The sequence below is a fragment of the Pseudomonas sp. PvP009 genome, assembly GCF_017832995.1.
Lineage (GTDB): Bacteria > Pseudomonadota > Gammaproteobacteria > Pseudomonadales > Pseudomonadaceae > Aquipseudomonas > Aquipseudomonas syringae.
In genome coordinates this window covers 5,685,163-5,702,710 of the sequence record NZ_JAFIBG010000001.1, presented here as the reverse complement: position 1 = coordinate 5,702,710, position 17,548 = coordinate 5,685,163, and the positions used below count along the sequence as shown (strand labels likewise).

Here is a 17,548-nt window from a genome sequence, read left to right as displayed (position 1 = left end):
CACTCGTTGGGAGCCCTATGACACGCTGCTTTTGGTGCAACGAAGACCCCCTGTACATCGCATATCACGATCAGGAGTGGGGAGTGCCGCTGCGCGATGCGCAGAAGCTCTTCGAGTTGCTTTTGCTCGAAGGGTTCCAGGCCGGGCTGTCGTGGATCACGATTCTCAAGCGGCGGGCGCGTTATCGCGAAGTGCTGCACGGTTTTGACGTTGAGCGCCTGGCGCAGCTGAGCGATGCCGAAATAGAGGCGCTGATGCTCGATCCGAGCATTATCCGCAACCGCCTCAAGCTCAAGGCCGTGCGCACCAATGCGCGGGCCTGGCTGGCGCTGGAAGACCCGGTCGCTCTGCTCTGGTCGTTTGTTGGCGGTACCCCGAAGATCAATCACTTCAAGGATCGCAGCGAAGTCCCGGCGATTACCGCCGAGGCCGAAGCGATGAGCAAGGCACTGAAAAAGGCCGGTTTCACCTTTGTCGGCCCGACCATCTGTTACGCCTACATGCAGGCCAGCGGCATGGTCATGGACCACACCGTCGATTGCGATCGGTATGCGATCCTGAGCCGCTGACGGTTACACTACCCGCCTCGAGAATCTGGGAGTCATCTGTGGATAAGTTCAAAGGCGCCGTAATGGTCGGGGCGTTGCGATTGTTTGCGCTGTTGCCATGGCGCGCGGTGCAGTGGACAGGCACCGCGATTGGCTGGCTGATGTGGAAGCTGCCCAACCGTTCGCGGGAAGTGGCGCGGATCAATCTGTCCAAGTGCTTCCCTGAGTTGAGCGAGCCAGAGCTGGAAAAGCTCGTCGGCCGCAGTCTCATGGACATCGGCAAGACCTTGACCGAAAGCGCCTGTGCGTGGATCTGGCCGGCACAGAAATCGATCGACCTGGTGCGTGAAGTCGAAGGGCTCGATGTGCTCAAGGACGCGCTGGCCTCCGGCAAGGGCGTGGTCGGCATCACCAGTCACCTGGGCAACTGGGAAGTGCTCAATCACTTCTATTGCAGCCAGTGCAAGCCGATCATTTTCTATCGCCCACCCAAGCTGAAAGCCGTGGACGACCTGTTGCGCAAGCAGCGTGTGCAGTTGGGCAACCGGGTGGCGGCGTCGACCAAGGAAGGCATTCTCAGTGTCATCAAGGAAGTGCGCAAAGGCGGCTCGGTGGGCATTCCGGCCGATCCGGAGCCGGCCGAATCAGCCGGCATCTTCGTGCCCTTCTGCGGTACCCAGGCGCTGACCAGCAAGTTCGTGCCGAACATGCTGGCCGGTGGCAAGGCAGTCGGCGTATTCCTGCACGCCATGCGCCTGCCGGACGGATCGGGTTACAAAGTGGTACTCGAAGCGGCTCCGGAAGCCATGTACAGCACCGACACCGAAACCTCGGCAGCGGCGATGAGCAAAGTGGTCGAGAAATACGTGCGGGCGTACCCGAGCCAGTACATGTGGACCATGAAGCGCTTCAAGAAACGCCCGCCAGGCGAGGCGCGCTGGTATTAGGAAAGAACGGACGCGGAGCGTCCTGAACGGCATGCCCACGCTGGATCATGGGCACGATTGTTTCCCTCAACTGGCCGCCGCAATCAACCCGCGTCGTCCCAGCGCCACCTGAGTCCCTTCCGGACTCATTCGTATCAGGTTAACCGGGATGGATTTGGCTGCAGGGGTGTTGCCGTGTTTATCCCGGTTGGCCAGTGGCAGCAGGCCGTTGGTTTCCGGGTAGTACGCGGCGCAGCAACCCTGCGGCACGTCGTAGGGAATGACTTTGAAACCCGCTGCACGCCGCGCCGTGGTCGGGTCGAGCGCCGTCTGAAACTCGATGTAGTCCCCGGCCTTCAGCCCCAGGCGTTCGATGTCCTGCGGGTTGAGCATCACCACCATGCGATCGCCAAAGATGTCCCGATAACGGTCATCGTTGGAATACACCGTGGTGTTGAACTGGTCATGGCTGCGGATCGTCATCAACTGCAAATGCTCGGCGCCCGGCGGCGTGTCGTCTTCGTCGTAGATGCCTTCGGGAAAGAGGAAGTTGGCCTTGCCCGACTCGGTGTCCCACTTGCGTTCACTGGCAGCATTGGGCAGACGGAACCCTCCAGGTTCGAGGATGCGCTGATTGAAGTCATAGAACTGTTCGGGCAGCACTTCTTCGATCTTGTCGCGAATCCTGGCGTAGTCGCCCACATAGCTGTCCCAGTCCACCTTGGGATTGGGCGCAAGCGTCGCTTTGGCGATACCGGCAATGATGGCGATTTCGGAAATCAGATGTTTCGACGCAGGCTCCAGCATGCCGGTCGAACCGTGCACCATCGACATCGAGTCTTCCACCGTGATGGTTTGCGCCACGCCGTTCTGCAGGTCGCGTTCCGAACGCGCCACGCATGGCAGCAGAAAGGCCTTCTGTCCATGTACCGTCGCACTGCGGTTGAGCTTGGTGTTGACCAGCACCGTCATTTTCAGGCGGCTGACGGTCGGGCAGATCATATCGGTGTCCGGAATGGCGCGGAAGAAATTGCCGCCCATGGAAATGAGCGCTTCCACCTCGCCACGCAACAGGGCTTCGCAGGTCTCGGCCACGGCATGGCCTTTTTTTCTGGATGCTTCGAAACCGAACACCTTGCTCATGCTGGCCAGAAACGGTTCGCCGGCCTTTTCATAGATGCCCATCGTTCTGTCGCCCTGTACGTTGGAGTGTCCACGTACCGGGCAAGCGCCCGCACCGAGCTTGCCGATGTTGCCGCGCAACAGCAGCAGGTTGATGATCTGCTGCATGGCATCACCGCCACGCTTGTGCTGAGTGACGCCCATCCCCCAGCAGCAGATGACCCCCTTCGAGCGCTTATAGACCGTCGCCACCTCTTCGATGGCCTGACGCGTCAGACCCGAATGGCGCTCGATGATGTCCCAGGGCAACTGTCGGCAATAATCGGCGTACTGCTCAAAGCCATGGGTATGTTCTTCAATGAACGCCAAATCGAGGACGCGTGGCAGGTTTTCACGCTGCGCCACGTCATCGGCTTCGATCACGGCCTTGCAAACGCCTTGCAGGGCGATCATGTCGCCGCCGATCCTGACCTGATGGTACTGCGAGCTGATTTCCACCCCATGCAGACTGAGCATGTCGCGCGGGTCCTGCGGCGCCGCAAAACGTACCAGCGCCCTCTCCCGCAACGGGTTGAACGAGATGATGCTCGCGCCCCGGCGCGCGGCGGCGTGCAGCTCGGACATCATGCGCGGGCTGTTGGTCCCGGGGTTCTGGCCGATGATGAAAATCGCGTCGGCGTTCTCGAAATCTTCCAGCGTCGTGGTGCCTTTGCCGACCCCGATCGACTCGGGCAGCGCTGCGGTGGTGGTCTCATGGCACATGTTCGAGCAGTCAGGGAAGTTGGCCATGCCGTACAGGCGACCGAACAGCTGATAGAGAAAGGCGGCTTCGTTCGACGTGCGCCCGGAGGTGTACAGCTCCAGCTTCCACGGGTCGCTCAGGCCGCGTAGCTCTTCGCCGATCTCGGCGAATGCCTCGTCCCAAGTGACCGGCAGGTATTTGTCAGTGGCGGCGTCGTAGCGCATCGGCTCGGTAATACGGCCTTCTGCTTCCAGGTCATGATCGCTCCAGGTCGCCAGTTCGCTGACCGTGTGCCGGGCGAAGAACTCGGGCGTCACACGTTTCTTGGTCGATTCCCAGGCCAGTGCCTTGGCACCGTTCTCGCAGTATTCAAAGGTATGCGGCTTCTTTGGGTCCGGCCAGGAGCAACTGGGGCAGTCGAAGCCGCCAGGCTTGTTCATGGACATCAGCGTGCGGTTGCCCTTGATCAGCACATGCTGGTGCAGCAGGTGCTTGTTGACCGCACTGAGCGCGGGCCAGCCACCCGCCGGTGTGCCGTCGGTCTGTGATCCCTGAAGCGGGGCCTGGGAATTTTCCGATTCGGACATGGGGTGTGTTCTCTCTCATAAAGCCCGTGAAGGCATTCTCGTGTGTCTGAGATACACGGGCTCAGAGAGAATTCGCCCGAGTCGACGAGCGTTGCCGACAGGGCGCGTCGGCAAGAGGTTCAGTCAGGGTCATACCCTGTTCAGGAGCGGTTCAGAAAAAGCTCAGGCCGACCTGAAACAGCCGCTCAACCTCGCGGATACACTTCTTGTCCACAAGGAACATGATCACATGGTCACCGGATTCGATCACGGTGATGTCATGAGCGATAAGCACCTGTTCGTCGCGGATGACTGCACCGATTGCCGTACCGGTCGGCAGGTTGATGTCTTTGATGGCGCGGCCGACGACCTTGCTGCATTTCGAGTCGCCGTGAGCGACGATCTCGATGGCTTCGGCTGCACCGCGTCGCAGCGAATGCACGCTGACGATATCACCGCGGCGCACGTGGGCCAGCAGCGTGCCGATGGTTGCCAGTTGCGGGCTGACCGCAACGTCGATTTCGCCGCCTTGCACCAGGTCGACGTAAGCCGGGTTATTGATCAGCGTCATTACCTTGCGTGCGCCCAGACGCTTGGCCAGCAGCGACGACATGATGTTGGCTTCATCGTCGTTGGTCAGCGCCAGGAACAGGTCTGTGTTGCTGATGTTTTCTTCCAGCAGAAGATCGCGGTCCGATGAGCTGCCCTGCAGAACCACTGTACTGTCCAGGTGCTCCGACAGATAGCGGCAGCGCGCCGGGCTTACTTCGATGATCTTCACCTGATAGCGGCTTTCGATGGCTTCAGCCAGACGCTCGCCGATGTTGCCGCCACCGGCGATGACAATACGTTTGTAGTTCTCGTCCAGGCGCCGCAGCTCGCCCATCACGGCGCGAATGTCAGCCTTGGCGGCGATGAAGAACACCTCGTCGTCGGCCTCGATGACCGTGTCGCCATGCGGCAGTATCGCCCGGTCGCGGCGATAGATCGCCGCGATGCGTGTGTCGACATTCGGCATGTGCGCTCGTAGCTGGCGCAGCGGCTGTCCGACCAACGCGCCGCCGTAGTAGGCTTTGAGCGCGACCAGCTGCGCTTTGCCTTCGGCGAAGTCGATCACTTGTAGCGCACCGGGGTATTCGATCAGACGCTTGATGTAGTTGGTGACGACCTGCTCCGGACTGATCAGCACGTCGACCGGGATCGCGTTTTTATCGAACAGGCCTGCGCGTGTCAGGTACGCCGCCTCACGGATGCGTGCGATCTTGGTCGGCGTGTGGAACAGCGTGTGGGCCACCTGACAGGCGATCATGTTGGCTTCGTCGCTGCTGGTCACCGCGACCAGCATGTCGGCGTCGTCTGCGCCGGCCTGACGCAATACCGCCGGGTAGGAGCCCTTGCCCTGCACGGTGCGGATGTCCAGGCGGTCGCCCAGATCGCGCAACCGGTCGCCGTCAGTGTCGACCACGGTGATGTCGTTGGCTTCGCCCGCCAGATGCTCGGCCAGCGTACCGCCTACCTGACCTGCACCCAGAATGATGATTTTCACGCGCTTACTCCCGCACCGCCGCGATCTTGATCAGTTTGGCGTAGTAGAAACCGTCGTGGCCACCCTGCTGGGCCAGCAGCTGGCGACCATGGGCTTGCTTGATACCCGCGGGCGGCTGTCCGGACTGCCCGGCGATGTCCAGCTCTCTGGCCCCGGAGGTGCGCGCCAGAAACGCCTCGATGACGTCGGTGTTTTCGGTCGGCAGTGTCGAGCAGGTCGCGTACACCAGCATGCCGCCTACCTGCAGCGTAGGCCACAACGCGTCGAGCAGCTCGCCCTGCAACGTCGCCAGCGCGGCGATGTCGTCTGCCTGACGAGTCAGTTTGATGTCCGGATGCCGACGAATCACGCCGGTCGCCGAGCACGGTGCGTCGAGCAGGATGCGCTGGAACGGTTTGCCGTCCCACCACTGCGCTGTCTCGCGTGCATCGGCGGCGATCAGCTCGGCATCCAGACTCAGGCGATCGAGGTTTTCACGCACGCGCACCAGACGCTTGGCTTCCAGATCCACCGCCACCACGCCGCTCAGTTGCGGCTGCACTTCCAGCAAATGGCAGGTCTTGCCGCCCGGTGCGCAGCAGGCATCGAGTACTCGTTGTCCGGGGGCCAGCTCCAGCAGGTCGGCGGCCAGTTGCGCGGCTTCGTCCTGCACGCTGATCCAGCCTTCGGCAAAACCGGGCAGCGAGCGCACATCGCACGGCTCGGCGAGGACGATGCCGTCCTGACTGAACGTGCACGCGCTGGCTTGCAGGCCGGCAGTGTTGAGCAGTTCGAGGTATTGATCGCGACGGTTGTGGCGTCGGTTGACGCGCAAGATCATCGGCGGGTGCGCATTGTTGGCCGCGCAGATGGCTTCCCACTGTTCCGGCCAAGCGGCTTTCAGGGCTTTCTGCAGCCAGCGCGGGTGGGCCGTACGCACCACCGGGTCGTGTTCCAGTTCGATCAGCAGCGCCTCGCCATCACGTTGCGCATTGCGCAGCACGGCGTTAAGCAAGCCTTTGGCCCAGGGCTTTTTCAACTTGTCGGCGCAACCCACGGTTTCGCCGATGGCGGCGTGGGCCGGAATGCGGCTGTAGAACAGCTGATAAAGGCCGACCAGCAACAAGGCTTCAACGTCGGCGTCGGCGGCTTTGAAGGGCTTCTGCAGCAGCTTGGCCGCCAGTGCCGACAGGCGTGGCTGCCAGCGCGCGGTGCCGAACGCCAGGTCCTGAGTCAGGCCACGATCTCGCACCTCGACCTTGTCCAGTTGAGTCGGCAACGAGCTGTTCAGCGAAGCCTTGCCGCTGAGCACGGCAGCCAGTGCCTTGGCGGCGGCCAGACGCGGGTTCATTGGCCCAGCACCGTGCCGATGGCAAATTTCTCGCGGCGGCTGTTGAACAGATCCGTGAAGTTCAGCGGCTTGCCGCCCGGCAATTGCAGTCGGGTCAGGCGCAGCGCGTTCTGCCCGCAGGCGACGATAAGTCCATCCTTGCTGGCGCCGAGAATCGTCCCCGGCGCGCCCTGCCCTTCGGCCAGATCGGCGGCCAGGACTTTCAGGGTTTCTTCGTTCAGCGTGCTGTGGCAGATCGGCCAGGGGTTGAAGGCGCGGACCAGACGCTCGAGCTCATCAGCCGGACGTGTCCAGTCCAGACGCGCTTCGTCCTTGTTCAGTTTGTGGGCGTAGTTGGCCAGGCTGTCATCCTGAACCTCGCCGACCAGCGAACCGTCCGTCAGACCGGCAACGGCCTGCAACACAGCAGGCGGACCGAGTTCGGCCAGGCGATCATGCAGCGTGCCGCCCGTGTCCTGCGCGGTAATCGGGGTGACGGCCTTGAGCAGCATCGGCCCGGTGTCCAGGCCCGCTTCCATGCGCATCACGGTCACGCCGCTCTCTGCATCACCGGCCTGCACCGCACGCTGAATCGGCGCCGCACCGCGCCAGCGCGGCAGCAGCGACGCATGGCTGTTGATGCAACCCAGGCGCGGAATATCCAGCACCACTTGCGGCAGGATCAGGCCGTAGGCGACGACCACCATCAAATCCGGTTGCAGCGCTGCCAGTTCAGCCTGCGCAGCAGGATCGCGCAGTGTGGGCGGCTGCATGACCGGTACGTCGTGTTGCAGCGCCAGTTGCTTGACCGGGCTGGGCATCAGCTTTTGTCCACGACCGGCCGGGCGATCGGGCTGGGTGTACACGGCGACGATCTGGTGAGGGCTGTCGAGCAGGGCCTTGAGGTGTTCGGCGGCGAATTCCGGGGTGCCGGCGAAGACGATGCGCAGTGGCTCAGTCATGGAGTTCTCATTATAAAAAAAGGCCTGTTCAGGCCTTTTGGGGTAACGACGGATCAGGCGTTGAGCTTGTGCTGCTTTTCGAGCTTCTTCTTGATCCGGTCACGCTTGAGGTTGGACAGGTAATCGACGAACAGCTTGCCGTTCAGGTGATCGCATTCATGCTGGATACAGATGGCGAGCAGGCCCTCGGCGACCAGTTCGTAAGGCTTGCCGTCACGGTCCAGTGCCTTGACGCGGACCTTTTGCGGACGGTCGACGTTCTCGTAGAAACCGGGAACCGACAGGCAGCCTTCCTGATACTGATCCATTTCATCGGTCAGTTTTTCGATTTCAGGATTGATGAGGACCATCGGTTCGCTGCGGTCTTCGCTCAGGTCCATGACGACCACGCGCTTGTGGACGTTGACCTGAGTCGCTGCCAGGCCAATACCTGGCGCTTCGTACATGGTTTCAAACATGTCGTCGACCAACTGGCGAATGCCTTCGTCTACCATCGCCACAGGTTTGGCGATGGTGCGCAGGCGCGAATCGGGAAATTCGAGGATGTTTAGAATGGCCATATACGTAAGAGCTGCACTGTTAAGGTAAAGTCAATGTTGGGTGCCGGGCCCGGGAGTTCAAGGCAGGCAGCCCAGGACAGGACTCTAGGGTTCGCGTGAGGCAACATGATAAAGGGATTCACCGCATGAGGAAATCACTACTCGCCCTGCTGCTGCTGACCGCCAGCGGTCTTGCGCAGGCGCAAGTGCAACTCAGGGAAGGCTATCCGCAAAGCTACACCGTTGTCGCCGGGGACACACTCTGGGACATTTCCGGAAAATTCTTGCGTGAACCGTGGAAATGGCGCGAGATCTGGCGGGCCAATCCGCAAGTCCATGACCCCGACCTGATCTACCCCGGTGACACGCTCGCGCTCACCTGGGTCGATGGTCAGCCGCGTGTGACGCTCAATCGCGGCGAATCGCGTGGCACCATCAAATTGTCACCGCGTGTGCGCATTACGCCGATGGTCGAGGCCATTCCAAGCATTCCGCTGGGGGCGATCAACGCATTCCTGATCAGCAATCGGATTGTCGACAACGCCGAGCAGTTCGAAAAAGCCCCCTACATCGTCGCCGGCAATGCCGAGCGCGTGCTCAGTGGCAACGGTGATCGTGCCTACGCACGAGGCGCGCTTGACCCGTCGCACAGCGTCTATGGCATCTTCCGTCAGGGCAAGACCTACATCGATCCCAAGACCCAGGAAGTGCTGGGCATCAACGCCGATGACGTCGGCAGCGCCGAGGTGGTCGCCACCGAGGGTGACGTCTCGACCCTGATTCTGCAGCGCTCCACGCAGGAAGTGCGTCTGGGCGACCGCTTGTTAAGCAGCGAAGAGCGCGCCATCAGCTCGACGTTCCTGCCCAGCGCTCCGCAGGCGCCGATAGACGGTTTGATTCTGGATGTGCCACGCGGCGTCACCCAGGTCAGCGTGCTGGATGTAGTCACGCTCGACAAGGGCAAACGCGACGGCCTGACCGAGGGCAACGTGCTGGCGATCTACAAGACCAGCGAGACTGTGCGCGACCGAATCACCGGAGAGCTGGTAAAAATCCCCGACGAACGGGCCGGCCTGCTGATGGTTTTCCGTACCTACGACAAGCTTAGTTACGCCTTGGTCCTGCAAGCCAACCGATCTTTGGCCATCATGGACAAGGTTCGCAACCCGTAGACGCATGTTTCAGATCTGACACGGATTTGTGTGACGAACCAGACACTTATCAAATTGTTGTCAACAGAGTTATCCACAGGTTTGTGCATCATTCGGGATGCACGATGGATCAGGGACGATCTCATGCCATTGTTCGAAAATACCTCATCTTCGCCCGCAGAGCTGGAAGCGCGTTTGCGCATCCACCGCCTGCCTGAGATAGGGCCGAAACGCTTTTCCAGACTGATCGAAGCCTTCGGTTCGGCCTCGTCGGCGCTCAGTGCGCCGGCCAGCGCATGGCGTGCGCTGGGCATTCCTGGTGCCTGTGCCGAGGCGCGTCGTGATCCTTTAGTACGTGACGGTGCCAGCGCCGCACTGGCCTGGCTGGAGCGTCCGGCCCAGCATTTGCTGATGTGGGACGACCCTGGCTACCCCGCACTGCTGGCGCAGATCGCTGATCCACCGCCGCTGATCTTTATCGCCGGCGACCCTTCGATCCTCGAGCGTCCGCAGTTGGGTATGGTCGGCAGTCGTCGCGCCTCTCGGCCCGGGCTGGACACCGCCAGCGCTTTTGCGCGCAGCCTGGCGGCTGCTGGTTTTGTGATCACCAGTGGCTTGGCGCGGGGTATCGACGGCGCCGCGCATCAGGGTGCATTGGATGTCGGGGGGCTTACAATCGGGGTGCTCGGCACCGGGCTCGAAAAACTTTATCCACAGCAGCATCGCGCGCTCGCAGCGCAGATGGCCGCCCAGGGCGGCGCAGTGATTTCCGAGTTCCCGCTGGACGCCGAACCGCAGGCCAGCAACTTCCCGCGACGTAACCGAATCATCAGCGGCCTGTCGCTTGGCATACTGGTGGTCGAGGCCAGTGTCGCCAGCGGCTCGTTGATTACCGCGCGGCTGGCCGCCGAGCATGGACGGGAGGTGTATGCGATACCCGGCTCGATTCATCACCCTGGCGCCAAGGGCTGTCATCAGTTGATACGTGACGGCGCGACACTGGTCGAGACCGTCGAGCACATTCTTGAAGGCTTGCAGCACTGGAAACGTGTTGCGCCCAGCGTCGATCCCGTCACGCCGGCGAAGCCTGGCCCTTGCGATCATCCGCTGTTGGCGCTGCTGCACGCCGCACCGCACACCAGCGAGGGGCTGTCGGTGTCATGCGGCTGGCCGTTGCCCAAGGTATTGGCAGGCCTGACCGAGCTGGAACTGGATGGGCGCATAAGCTGTGAAGCAGGACGATGGTTCGCCAGAGCGCCCTGAGGTTAAACTGCCCCCAGGATTCAGTGGAGAGACAAACAATGGTCAGCAGTTGGCGAGTGCAACAAGCCGCTCAGGATATTCGAGCCGGTGCGGTGATTGCCTACCCGACCGAGGCAGTCTGGGGGCTGGGGTGCGATCCGTGGGATGAAGAAGCGGTCTATCGTCTGCTGGCGATCAAGTCACGGCCGGTGGAAAAAGGCCTGATCCTGATTGCCGACAACATTCGTCAGTTCGACTTCCTGTTCGAAGACTTCCCTGAGCTGTGGCTTGACCGCATGGCCAGCACCTGGCCTGGGCCCAACACCTGGCTGGTACCGCATCAGAACCTGCTGCCCGAGTGGATCACCGGCATTCACGAAACCGTGGCGCTGCGCGTTACCGATCACCCGACTGTGCGTGAACTGTGCGCACTGGTCGGTCCGTTGATCTCCACCTCCGCTAACCCGGCGGGTCGCCCTGCCGCGCGTTCGAGATTGCGCGTCGAGCAGTATTTCCGCGGGCAGATCGACGGGGTTCTCGGCGGCAGCCTGGGCGGGCGTCGGAACCCCAGCGTGATACGCGATATCGCAACCGCGCAGATCGTGCGCGCCGGCTGACGCTGACGCACACAGCGCGGGTTCAGTGGTAGACGATCAAGGGATCAGAATGGTCGAGCCAGTGGTGCGCCGGGCCGACAGCTCGGTCTGCGCCTTGGCGGCGTCTTTCAGGGCGTACTGCTGAATGCCATCGACCTTGAGCTTGCCGCTGGCGAGCATGTCGAACAGCTCGTCAGCCATGGCCTGCAGGTTCTGCGCATTGTTGGCGTAAGAGCCCAGCGTCGGGCGGGTGACATACACCGAACCTTTTTGCGCCAGAATCCCGAGATTCACGCCCGAGACCGGCCCGGACGCATTGCCGAAGCTCACTACCAGCCCGCGTGGCGCCACGCAGTCGAGTGACGTCAGCCAGGTGTCTTGGCCCACCCCGTCGTAGACCACCGGGCATTTCTTGCCGTCGGTCAGTTCCAGCACGCGCTTGGCTACGTCTTCGTGGCTGTAATCGATGGTTTCCCAGGCACCCAGCGCCTTGGCGTGCGCGGCCTTCTCCGGCGAACTGACCGTACCGATCAGTTTGGCGCCCAGCGCCTTGACCCATTGGCAGGCCAGCGAGCCCACACCACCCGCAGCGGCATGAAACAGAATGATCTCGCCCGGCTTCACCTGATACGTCTGACGCAGCAGATACTGCACCGTCAGGCCCTTGAGCATCAGGGCTGCGGCCTGCTCGAAACTGATCGAGTCAGCCAGCTTCACCAGATTCGCTTCAGGCAGCACGTGCACTTCGCTGTACGCCCCCAGCGGCCCGGTGCCGTAGGCGACACGATCACCGACCTTGAAGCGCGTCACCTCGGCCCCCACCGCATCGACCACCCCCGCCCCTTCGGCACCGAGGCCGGAAGGCAGCGGCGTCGGATACAGCCCGCTGCGGTAATAGGTATCGATGAAATTCAGGCCGATGGCCTTGTTACGCACAACCACCGCCTGCGGCCCCGGAGCCTCCGGCTCGAAATCGACATATTCAAGAACCTCGGGTCCTCCGACAGCGCTGAAATGGATACGCTTTGCCATGTGCTCTCTCCTTGATGTTGACCAATATCTTATGCATCAGGCAGACAAAGGTAGCATGCGATGGTGCAGCCAAAATGAAAGCGCAATGCTGCAGTCAGCTTTGGGAAAGGACAGAAAAGAACTCCTCGATGAGAGCGTCCCCGTTGGCGTTTTTTGATTCCAGGCTGACCATCGATGGAAAATCCTCGTAAGTCAGAAAAAAAGCCTCACCTTTAATCTTCACGTCCCATACGCGTACGTCCACCGCGTCTGACTTTGAAGTAACGGTGCCTTCGAGCAGACCGAGAATGGAGTCAGCATAACGAGGGAAATTATCCCAATCGATTTCCGCTGAGAAATTCAGGCATGAATGGCCGGAGTGCATTTTCTCTGTACGGACGGTCTTCATCAGGGTTCTCCTCTTACGCGTCCGAAGTACGTTGATCAGGCATATTCCTGAAGAGTACAAGCTGCGAAAGCCCCCATCGGACTCCTTCCCCGGACCTTCGTCAACTGCCAGCCCGCGCCGCCGATGGTATGCTACGCGCCAATTTGCCTGCGCCTCTTTTGCTGCGGGGGCTCAGCCGTTTGACGTCAGCCGTAAGGGATCCTCATGAGTACCCGTACCGAGGCCGTAAAAGCCTACCTGCTCGACCTGCAAGACCGTATCTGCACTGCGCTTGAACAGGAAGATGGCAGCGCACACTTCATGGAAGATGCCTGGACGCGTCCGGCCGGCGGCGGTGGTCGCACGCGGGTGATCGAGAATGGCACGGTCATCGAGAAAGGCGGTGTCAACTTTTCCCATGTTTTCGGCAGCAATCTGCCGCCGTCTGCCAGCGCTCATCGGCCTGAACTGGCCGGGCGTGGTTTCGAGGCGCTGGGCGTTTCGCTGGTGATCCATCCGCATAACCCGCACGTGCCGACGTCCCACGCCAACGTGCGCTTCTTCATTGCCGAGAAAGAAGGTGAAGAGGCCGTCTGGTGGTTCGGTGGCGGTTTCGACCTGACGCCCTATTACGGCGTCGAGGAAGACTGCGTGCACTGGCACCGGGTTGCCGAGCGCGCCTGTGCGCCCTTCGGTGACGATGTCTACCCGCGCTACAAGGCCTGGTGCGACAGTTACTTCCACCTCAAGCATCGCGATGAACCGCGCGGCATCGGTGGTCTGTTTTTCGATGACGTGAACCAGTGGGATTTCGACACCAGCTTCGCGTTCATCCGTGCCATCGGTGATGCGTTCATCAATGCCTATCTGCCGATCGTGCGGCGCCGCAAGGCGGCGGCGTACACCGTGCAGCAGCGTGAGTTTCAGGAATTCCGTCGCGGTCGCTACGTCGAGTTCAACCTGGTGTATGACCGCGGCACGTTGTTCGGTCTGCAATCGGGTGGGCGTACCGAATCGATCCTCATGTCGCTGCCGCCGCAAGTGCGCTGGGGTTACGACTGGAAGGCCGCGCCGGGCAGCGAAGAGGCGCGTCTGACTGATTACTTTCTGACCGATCGCGACTGGCTGGCGGATAACTGATGGACCAGTATGTCGTCTTCGGTAACCCTATTGGTCACAGCAAGTCGCCGTTGATTCATCGCCTGTTTGCCGAGCAAACCGGGCAGACGCTGGATTACCAAACCTCGCTGGCCCCGCTGGACGATTTCACCGCGTTCGCCCAGGCGTTTTTCCAGACAGGGCGTGGTGCCAACGTCACCGTACCGTTCAAGGAAGAAGCCTGGCGCCTGGCCGACAGCCTCACCCAACGTGCGCAGCGCGCCGGGGCAGTCAACACCCTGAGCAAGCTCGTCGACGGTACTCTGCTGGGTGATAACACTGACGGTGCGGGGCTGGTGCGCGACCTGACGGTCAATTGCGCACGCAGCTTGCGCGGTCAGCGCGTGTTGTTGCTGGGCGCGGGCGGTGCGGTGCGTGGCGCGCTGGAGCCGTTGCTTGCGCAACAGCCCGCTGCGTTGGTGATCGCCAATCGTACGGTCGAGAAAGCCGAGCGACTGGCGCAGGAGTTCGCCGACCTCGGGCCGGTATTCGCCAGCAGCTTCGACTGGCTTGAAGAGTCAGTGGACGTGATCATCAATGCCACCTCGGCCAGCCTGGCCGGAGAGCTGCCACCCATTGCGCCCAGCCTGATCCAGCCGGGAGTGACCTTCTGCTATGACATGATGTACAGCAACGAGCCTACTGCTTTTTGCCGTTGGGCCACCGAGCACGGCGCGGCGCAGGCGGTGGATGGTCTGGGGATGCTGGTCGAGCAGGCCGCGGAAGCCTTCCTGCTGTGGCGCGGTGTGCGCCCGGATTCAGCGCCTGTATTGGCGGAGTTGCGCAGATTGCTGGCTGCGGGTTGATCGGCTATCTGCGGACTATCGTGCCAATGCTCCGAGTTATACACAAGTCCGCTTTTGATTCTGGCCAAAGGCCGTGGAAGCGAACCGGGCGACGCTTCGCTTGTTCGCGAAGGCGGTATTTCAGATGATGTATTTTCGGCGATTATACCTGCCCTTTCGCGAACAAGTTCGCTCCCACGCCCTCCGGGCAGAAGCCAAATCTACGGGCTTATCGGGACCTTTGTAGAACGCAGAGCGTCGCGACGATGAGTTACAGCTCAATCCTCAAACAGAATCGGGCACTTCTGCGCCCCTTCCAGCTTGTGCAGTTCTTCGATCACTTGCGGCCTGGCATTGCGCAGGACCAGCACTCTGCCCTGCCGGCCCAGACGTCTGGCTTCCTGATGAAGCATCTCCACGCCTGAGTAATCGATGAAGTTGATCTGCTGCGCATCGATCACCACTCGCAGACCTTCGGTACGTTGCAGGCGGGTTTGCAGGTAGTGGCTGGCGCCGAAGAAGATCGATCCGCCGACCCGCAGGACCTCCTCGTTGCCCTCGCGCCATTGCTGGACGCGCGGTTGCGAGGTGCGCTTGAGGTAGAAAAACAGTGAGGCAAGGACTCCGGCGTAGATCGCGGTTTGCAGCTCCAGCAACAAGGTGGCCAGACAGGTCAGCGCCATCACGAAAAACTCGGCGCGGCTGACGCGGAACAGCGCACGAATGCCTCGGCGATCCACCAGCCCCCAACAGATCAGCAGAATTGAGGCGGCCATGGCCGGGATCGGAATGTGCGATATCAACGAGGCACCGGCGACCGCGAACAACGCCACCCACAACGCAGAAAACACCCCTGCCAGCGGCGAGCGCGCACCTGCCTCGTAACTCAATGCCGCACGGGTAAAAGACCCGGCTGACAGGTAGCCGGAGAACAGCGAGCCGACCATGTTCGACAGCCCCTGGGCACGCACTTCCTGATTGGCATTGAGCATCTGCTGCGAACGAGCCGACAGCGAGCGGGCAATCGACAGGCTGTTGACCAGCCCGAGCATGCCTACCGCCACGGCGGTCGGCAGCAGCTTGAGGATCAGTTCGAGGTCCAGCGGTAACGGGCTGAAGGGCGGCAGATGGCCGACGAAGGCGCTGACCACACGGACATGGCCGAACATCGCCGGCCACAGCCACACCAGCAGGCTGCTCGACACCAGTGCGATCAACAGCGTCGGCCAGCGAGGCACCAGAAGCCTGAGTCCGATGCCCAATGCCAGGGTCAACAGACCGAGCATCAGCGAAGACAGATCGACTTCACGCCAATGCTCGAGCACGGCGGTCAGGCTTTTGAGGGCGGTTGTCTGACTCGGCAGATCGATGCCCAACAGATTGGGCATCTGCCCGAGCGCAATCACCACCGCAGCGCCCAGCGTGAAACCCAGCACCACCGAATGCGAAACGAAATTCACCAGCGCACCGAAGCGCATCATCCCCAGCAACAGCTGAAACACACCGGCGATGAAGGTCAGCAACAGGATCAACATGATGTAGTCCTGACTGGCCGGGACGGCGAGCGGACTGACACTGGCATACAGCACGATGGATATAGCCGCAGTCGGCCCACAGATCAGATGCCAGGACGATCCCCACAGACAGGCCACTAGGACTGGAACAATCGCAGCGTAGAGACCGTACTCAGGCGGCAGCCCGGCGATCAGTGCGTAAGCGATGGATTGCGGCAGCGCCAGAATGGCGCCACTCAGGCCCACCAGCGCATCACGCCCGACGCTGGCGCGATTCTGCTGCGGCAGCCAGGCGAGAAAGGGTAGAAATTTATGGCGATTGAGCCAGCGCATCGGTCCCTCGGGTGATTTGAACGTAGAGGACGCAGAGCGTCCAGAACGGCACGCGGAGCATGGGCACGATAGTTGGATGGCTATCGTTCCTCACGCTCCAGCGTAGGAATGCCTTGGGTGACGCTCTGCGTCACAGACCTTCGCCACGCAGCGCACTCAAGGCTTTACGCCTACAACCTGGCCTTCACCGCCGCCAGACCGTCCTTGCCATCAGCGGTCTGTACGCCCTCCAGCCACTTTTCCAGCACCGCCGGGTTGGCCTTGATCCAGGCTTTGGCGGCTGCGCTATTGCTGACCTTCTTGTTGACCACCTCGGCCATGATGCTGTTTTCCATGTCCAGGGTGAAGCTCAGATTGGTCAGCAGCTTGCCGACGTTCGGGCAGGCTTGAGCATAACCCTTGCGGGTCAGGGTGAAGACCGAGCCGGTGTCGCCGAAATATTTCTCGCCGCCCTTGAGGTAGTGCATGCCCTTGATCTGTACGTTCATCGGGTGCGGCGTCCAGCCGAGGAACACCACAAAGGCCTTTTTCTTCACGTTGCGATTGACCTCGGCCAGCATCGCGGTCTCGCTGGATTCCACCAGCTTCCATTTGCCCAGATCGAATTCGTTCTTCTTGATGATCTCCTGCAACGACAGGTTGGCAGGTGCGCCGGAACCGATGCCGTAGATCTTCTTGTCGAACTTGTCAGCGAACTTGTTCAGGTCGGCAAAGTTATGCACACCGGCATCCCAGACGTAATCCGGCACGGCCAGGGTGAATTCGGTGCCCTCAAGGTTTTTCGCCAGTTGCGTCACATCACCGGTGGCCACGAACTTGTCGTAAAAGCCCTGCTGCGCCGGCATCCAGTTACCCAGAAACACATCGAGCTTGCCGTCTTTCAAACCGCCATAGGCAATCGGCACGGCCAGGGTATCGACCTTGGGCGTGTAGCCCAGGCCCTCGAGTACCACGCTGGTAATCGCGTTGGTGGCCGCAATGTCACTCCAGCCGGGATCGGCCATCTTCACGGTACTGCAACTGGCGTCCTCTGCCTGCGCTGCAAGGCTGCCGAGGGTCATGACCGCGACCGCAACGGCTGTGGATAACTTCTTCATTGATGTACCCCTT

At 61.3% G+C, this 17,548-nt stretch carries 16 protein-coding genes; 7 read left to right on the top strand and 9 right to left on the bottom strand.

Annotated features, from left to right (window positions below):
* The first annotated feature begins 17 nt into the window (after nt 1–17).
* Both JOE29_RS24620 and JOE29_RS24615 read left to right on the top strand, forming a co-directional pair.
* On the top strand, nt 18–569 hold the full coding sequence (locus tag JOE29_RS24620) for a DNA-3-methyladenine glycosylase I (RefSeq protein WP_003401445.1): 552 nt from the start codon (nt 18–20) through the stop codon (nt 567–569).
* Nucleotides 570–607: 38 nt separating this feature from the next.
* On the top strand, nt 608–1,495 hold the full coding sequence (locus tag JOE29_RS24615) for a lysophospholipid acyltransferase (protein ID WP_003304634.1): 888 nt from the start codon (nt 608–610) through the stop codon (nt 1,493–1,495).
* 66 nt (nt 1,496–1,561) lie between these two features.
* On the opposite strand, the gene JOE29_RS24610 is transcribed toward JOE29_RS24615, so the two are convergent.
* The 5 genes from JOE29_RS24610 to def form a co-directional block, all read right to left on the bottom strand.
* On the bottom strand, nt 1,562–3,925 hold the full coding sequence (locus tag JOE29_RS24610; protein ID WP_210079965.1) for an FdhF/YdeP family oxidoreductase: 2,364 nt from the start codon (nt 3,923–3,925) through the stop codon (nt 1,562–1,564).
* A gap of 151 nt (nt 3,926–4,076) precedes the next feature.
* On the bottom strand, nt 4,077–5,450 hold the full coding sequence (gene trkA / locus JOE29_RS24605; RefSeq protein ID WP_003315933.1) for a Trk system potassium transporter TrkA: 1,374 nt from the start codon (nt 5,448–5,450) through the stop codon (nt 4,077–4,079).
* Nucleotides 5,451–5,454: 4 nt separating this feature from the next.
* The gene (rsmB, locus tag JOE29_RS24600) at nt 5,455–6,780 is read right to left on the bottom strand and encodes a 16S rRNA (cytosine(967)-C(5))-methyltransferase RsmB (protein WP_210079964.1); all 1,326 of its coding nucleotides are present in this window, start codon (nt 6,778–6,780) and stop codon (nt 5,455–5,457) included.
* Entirely contained in the window at nt 6,777–7,721 is a 945-nt protein-coding gene (fmt, locus tag JOE29_RS24595; RefSeq protein WP_058447076.1) for a methionyl-tRNA formyltransferase, read from the bottom strand. The genes rsmB and fmt overlap by 4 nt, the downstream gene beginning before the upstream one ends.
* A 53-nt stretch (nt 7,722–7,774) precedes the next feature.
* Nucleotides 7,775–8,281 carry a peptide deformylase gene (gene def, locus JOE29_RS24590; RefSeq protein ID WP_003318474.1) on the bottom strand — a complete coding sequence of 169 codons (507 nt, stop codon included), beginning with the start codon at nt 8,279–8,281 and terminating at the stop codon, nt 7,775–7,777.
* A 125-nt stretch (nt 8,282–8,406) separates the two neighbouring features.
* Between def and JOE29_RS24585 the strand changes: the two genes are divergently transcribed.
* The 3 genes from JOE29_RS24585 to JOE29_RS24575 all read left to right on the top strand — a co-directional run bounded on the left by JOE29_RS24585 (nt 8,407) and on the right by JOE29_RS24575 (nt 11,270).
* Nucleotides 8,407–9,432: a LysM domain-containing protein gene (locus JOE29_RS24585; RefSeq protein ID WP_210079963.1), complete on the top strand. Its 1,026-nt coding sequence runs from the start codon at nt 8,407–8,409 to the stop codon at nt 9,430–9,432.
* A 123-nt stretch (nt 9,433–9,555) separates the two neighbouring features.
* Nucleotides 9,556–10,674 carry a DNA-processing protein DprA gene (dprA, locus tag JOE29_RS24580; RefSeq protein WP_003340103.1) on the top strand — a complete coding sequence of 373 codons (1,119 nt, stop codon included), beginning with the start codon at nt 9,556–9,558 and terminating at the stop codon, nt 10,672–10,674.
* A gap of 38 nt (nt 10,675–10,712) precedes the next feature.
* On the top strand, nt 10,713–11,270 hold the full coding sequence (locus tag JOE29_RS24575; RefSeq protein ID WP_003340101.1) for an L-threonylcarbamoyladenylate synthase: 558 nt from the start codon (nt 10,713–10,715) through the stop codon (nt 11,268–11,270).
* Nucleotides 11,271–11,306: 36 nt separating this feature from the next.
* Here the strand turns inward: JOE29_RS24575 and JOE29_RS24570 are convergent, their stop codons facing one another.
* Both JOE29_RS24570 and JOE29_RS24565 read right to left on the bottom strand, forming a co-directional pair.
* The gene (locus JOE29_RS24570; protein ID WP_210079962.1) at nt 11,307–12,281 is read right to left on the bottom strand and encodes an NADPH:quinone reductase; all 975 of its coding nucleotides are present in this window, start codon (nt 12,279–12,281) and stop codon (nt 11,307–11,309) included.
* A gap of 94 nt (nt 12,282–12,375) precedes the next feature.
* Nucleotides 12,376–12,669, bottom strand: a complete 294-nt coding sequence (locus JOE29_RS24565) for a DUF3630 family protein (RefSeq protein WP_003318468.1) — start codon at nt 12,667–12,669, stop codon at nt 12,376–12,378.
* A 204-nt stretch (nt 12,670–12,873) separates the two neighbouring features.
* Here JOE29_RS24565 and hemF point away from each other — a divergent pair, with 204 nt between their 5' ends.
* Together hemF and aroE are read left to right on the top strand one after the other, a co-directional pair.
* The gene (gene hemF, locus JOE29_RS24560) at nt 12,874–13,788 is read left to right on the top strand and encodes an oxygen-dependent coproporphyrinogen oxidase (RefSeq protein ID WP_024958986.1); all 915 of its coding nucleotides are present in this window, start codon (nt 12,874–12,876) and stop codon (nt 13,786–13,788) included.
* Nucleotides 13,788–14,612 carry a shikimate dehydrogenase gene (gene aroE / locus JOE29_RS24555; protein WP_058447072.1) on the top strand — a complete coding sequence of 275 codons (825 nt, stop codon included), beginning with the start codon at nt 13,788–13,790 and terminating at the stop codon, nt 14,610–14,612. Before hemF ends, aroE begins: the two co-directional genes overlap by 1 nt.
* Nucleotides 14,613–14,869: 257 nt before the next feature.
* Here aroE and JOE29_RS24550 read toward each other — a convergent pair whose 3' ends face one another.
* Entirely contained in the window at nt 14,870–16,438 is a 1,569-nt protein-coding gene (locus JOE29_RS24550) for a SulP family inorganic anion transporter (RefSeq protein WP_210079961.1), read from the bottom strand.
* 170 nt (nt 16,439–16,608) lie between these two features.
* Nucleotides 16,609–17,535 (bottom strand): choline ABC transporter substrate-binding protein, encoded by a 927-nt coding sequence (locus JOE29_RS24545; protein ID WP_137983203.1) that lies wholly within the window; start codon nt 17,533–17,535, stop codon nt 16,609–16,611.
* Nucleotides 17,536–17,548: the final 13 nt, after the last annotated feature.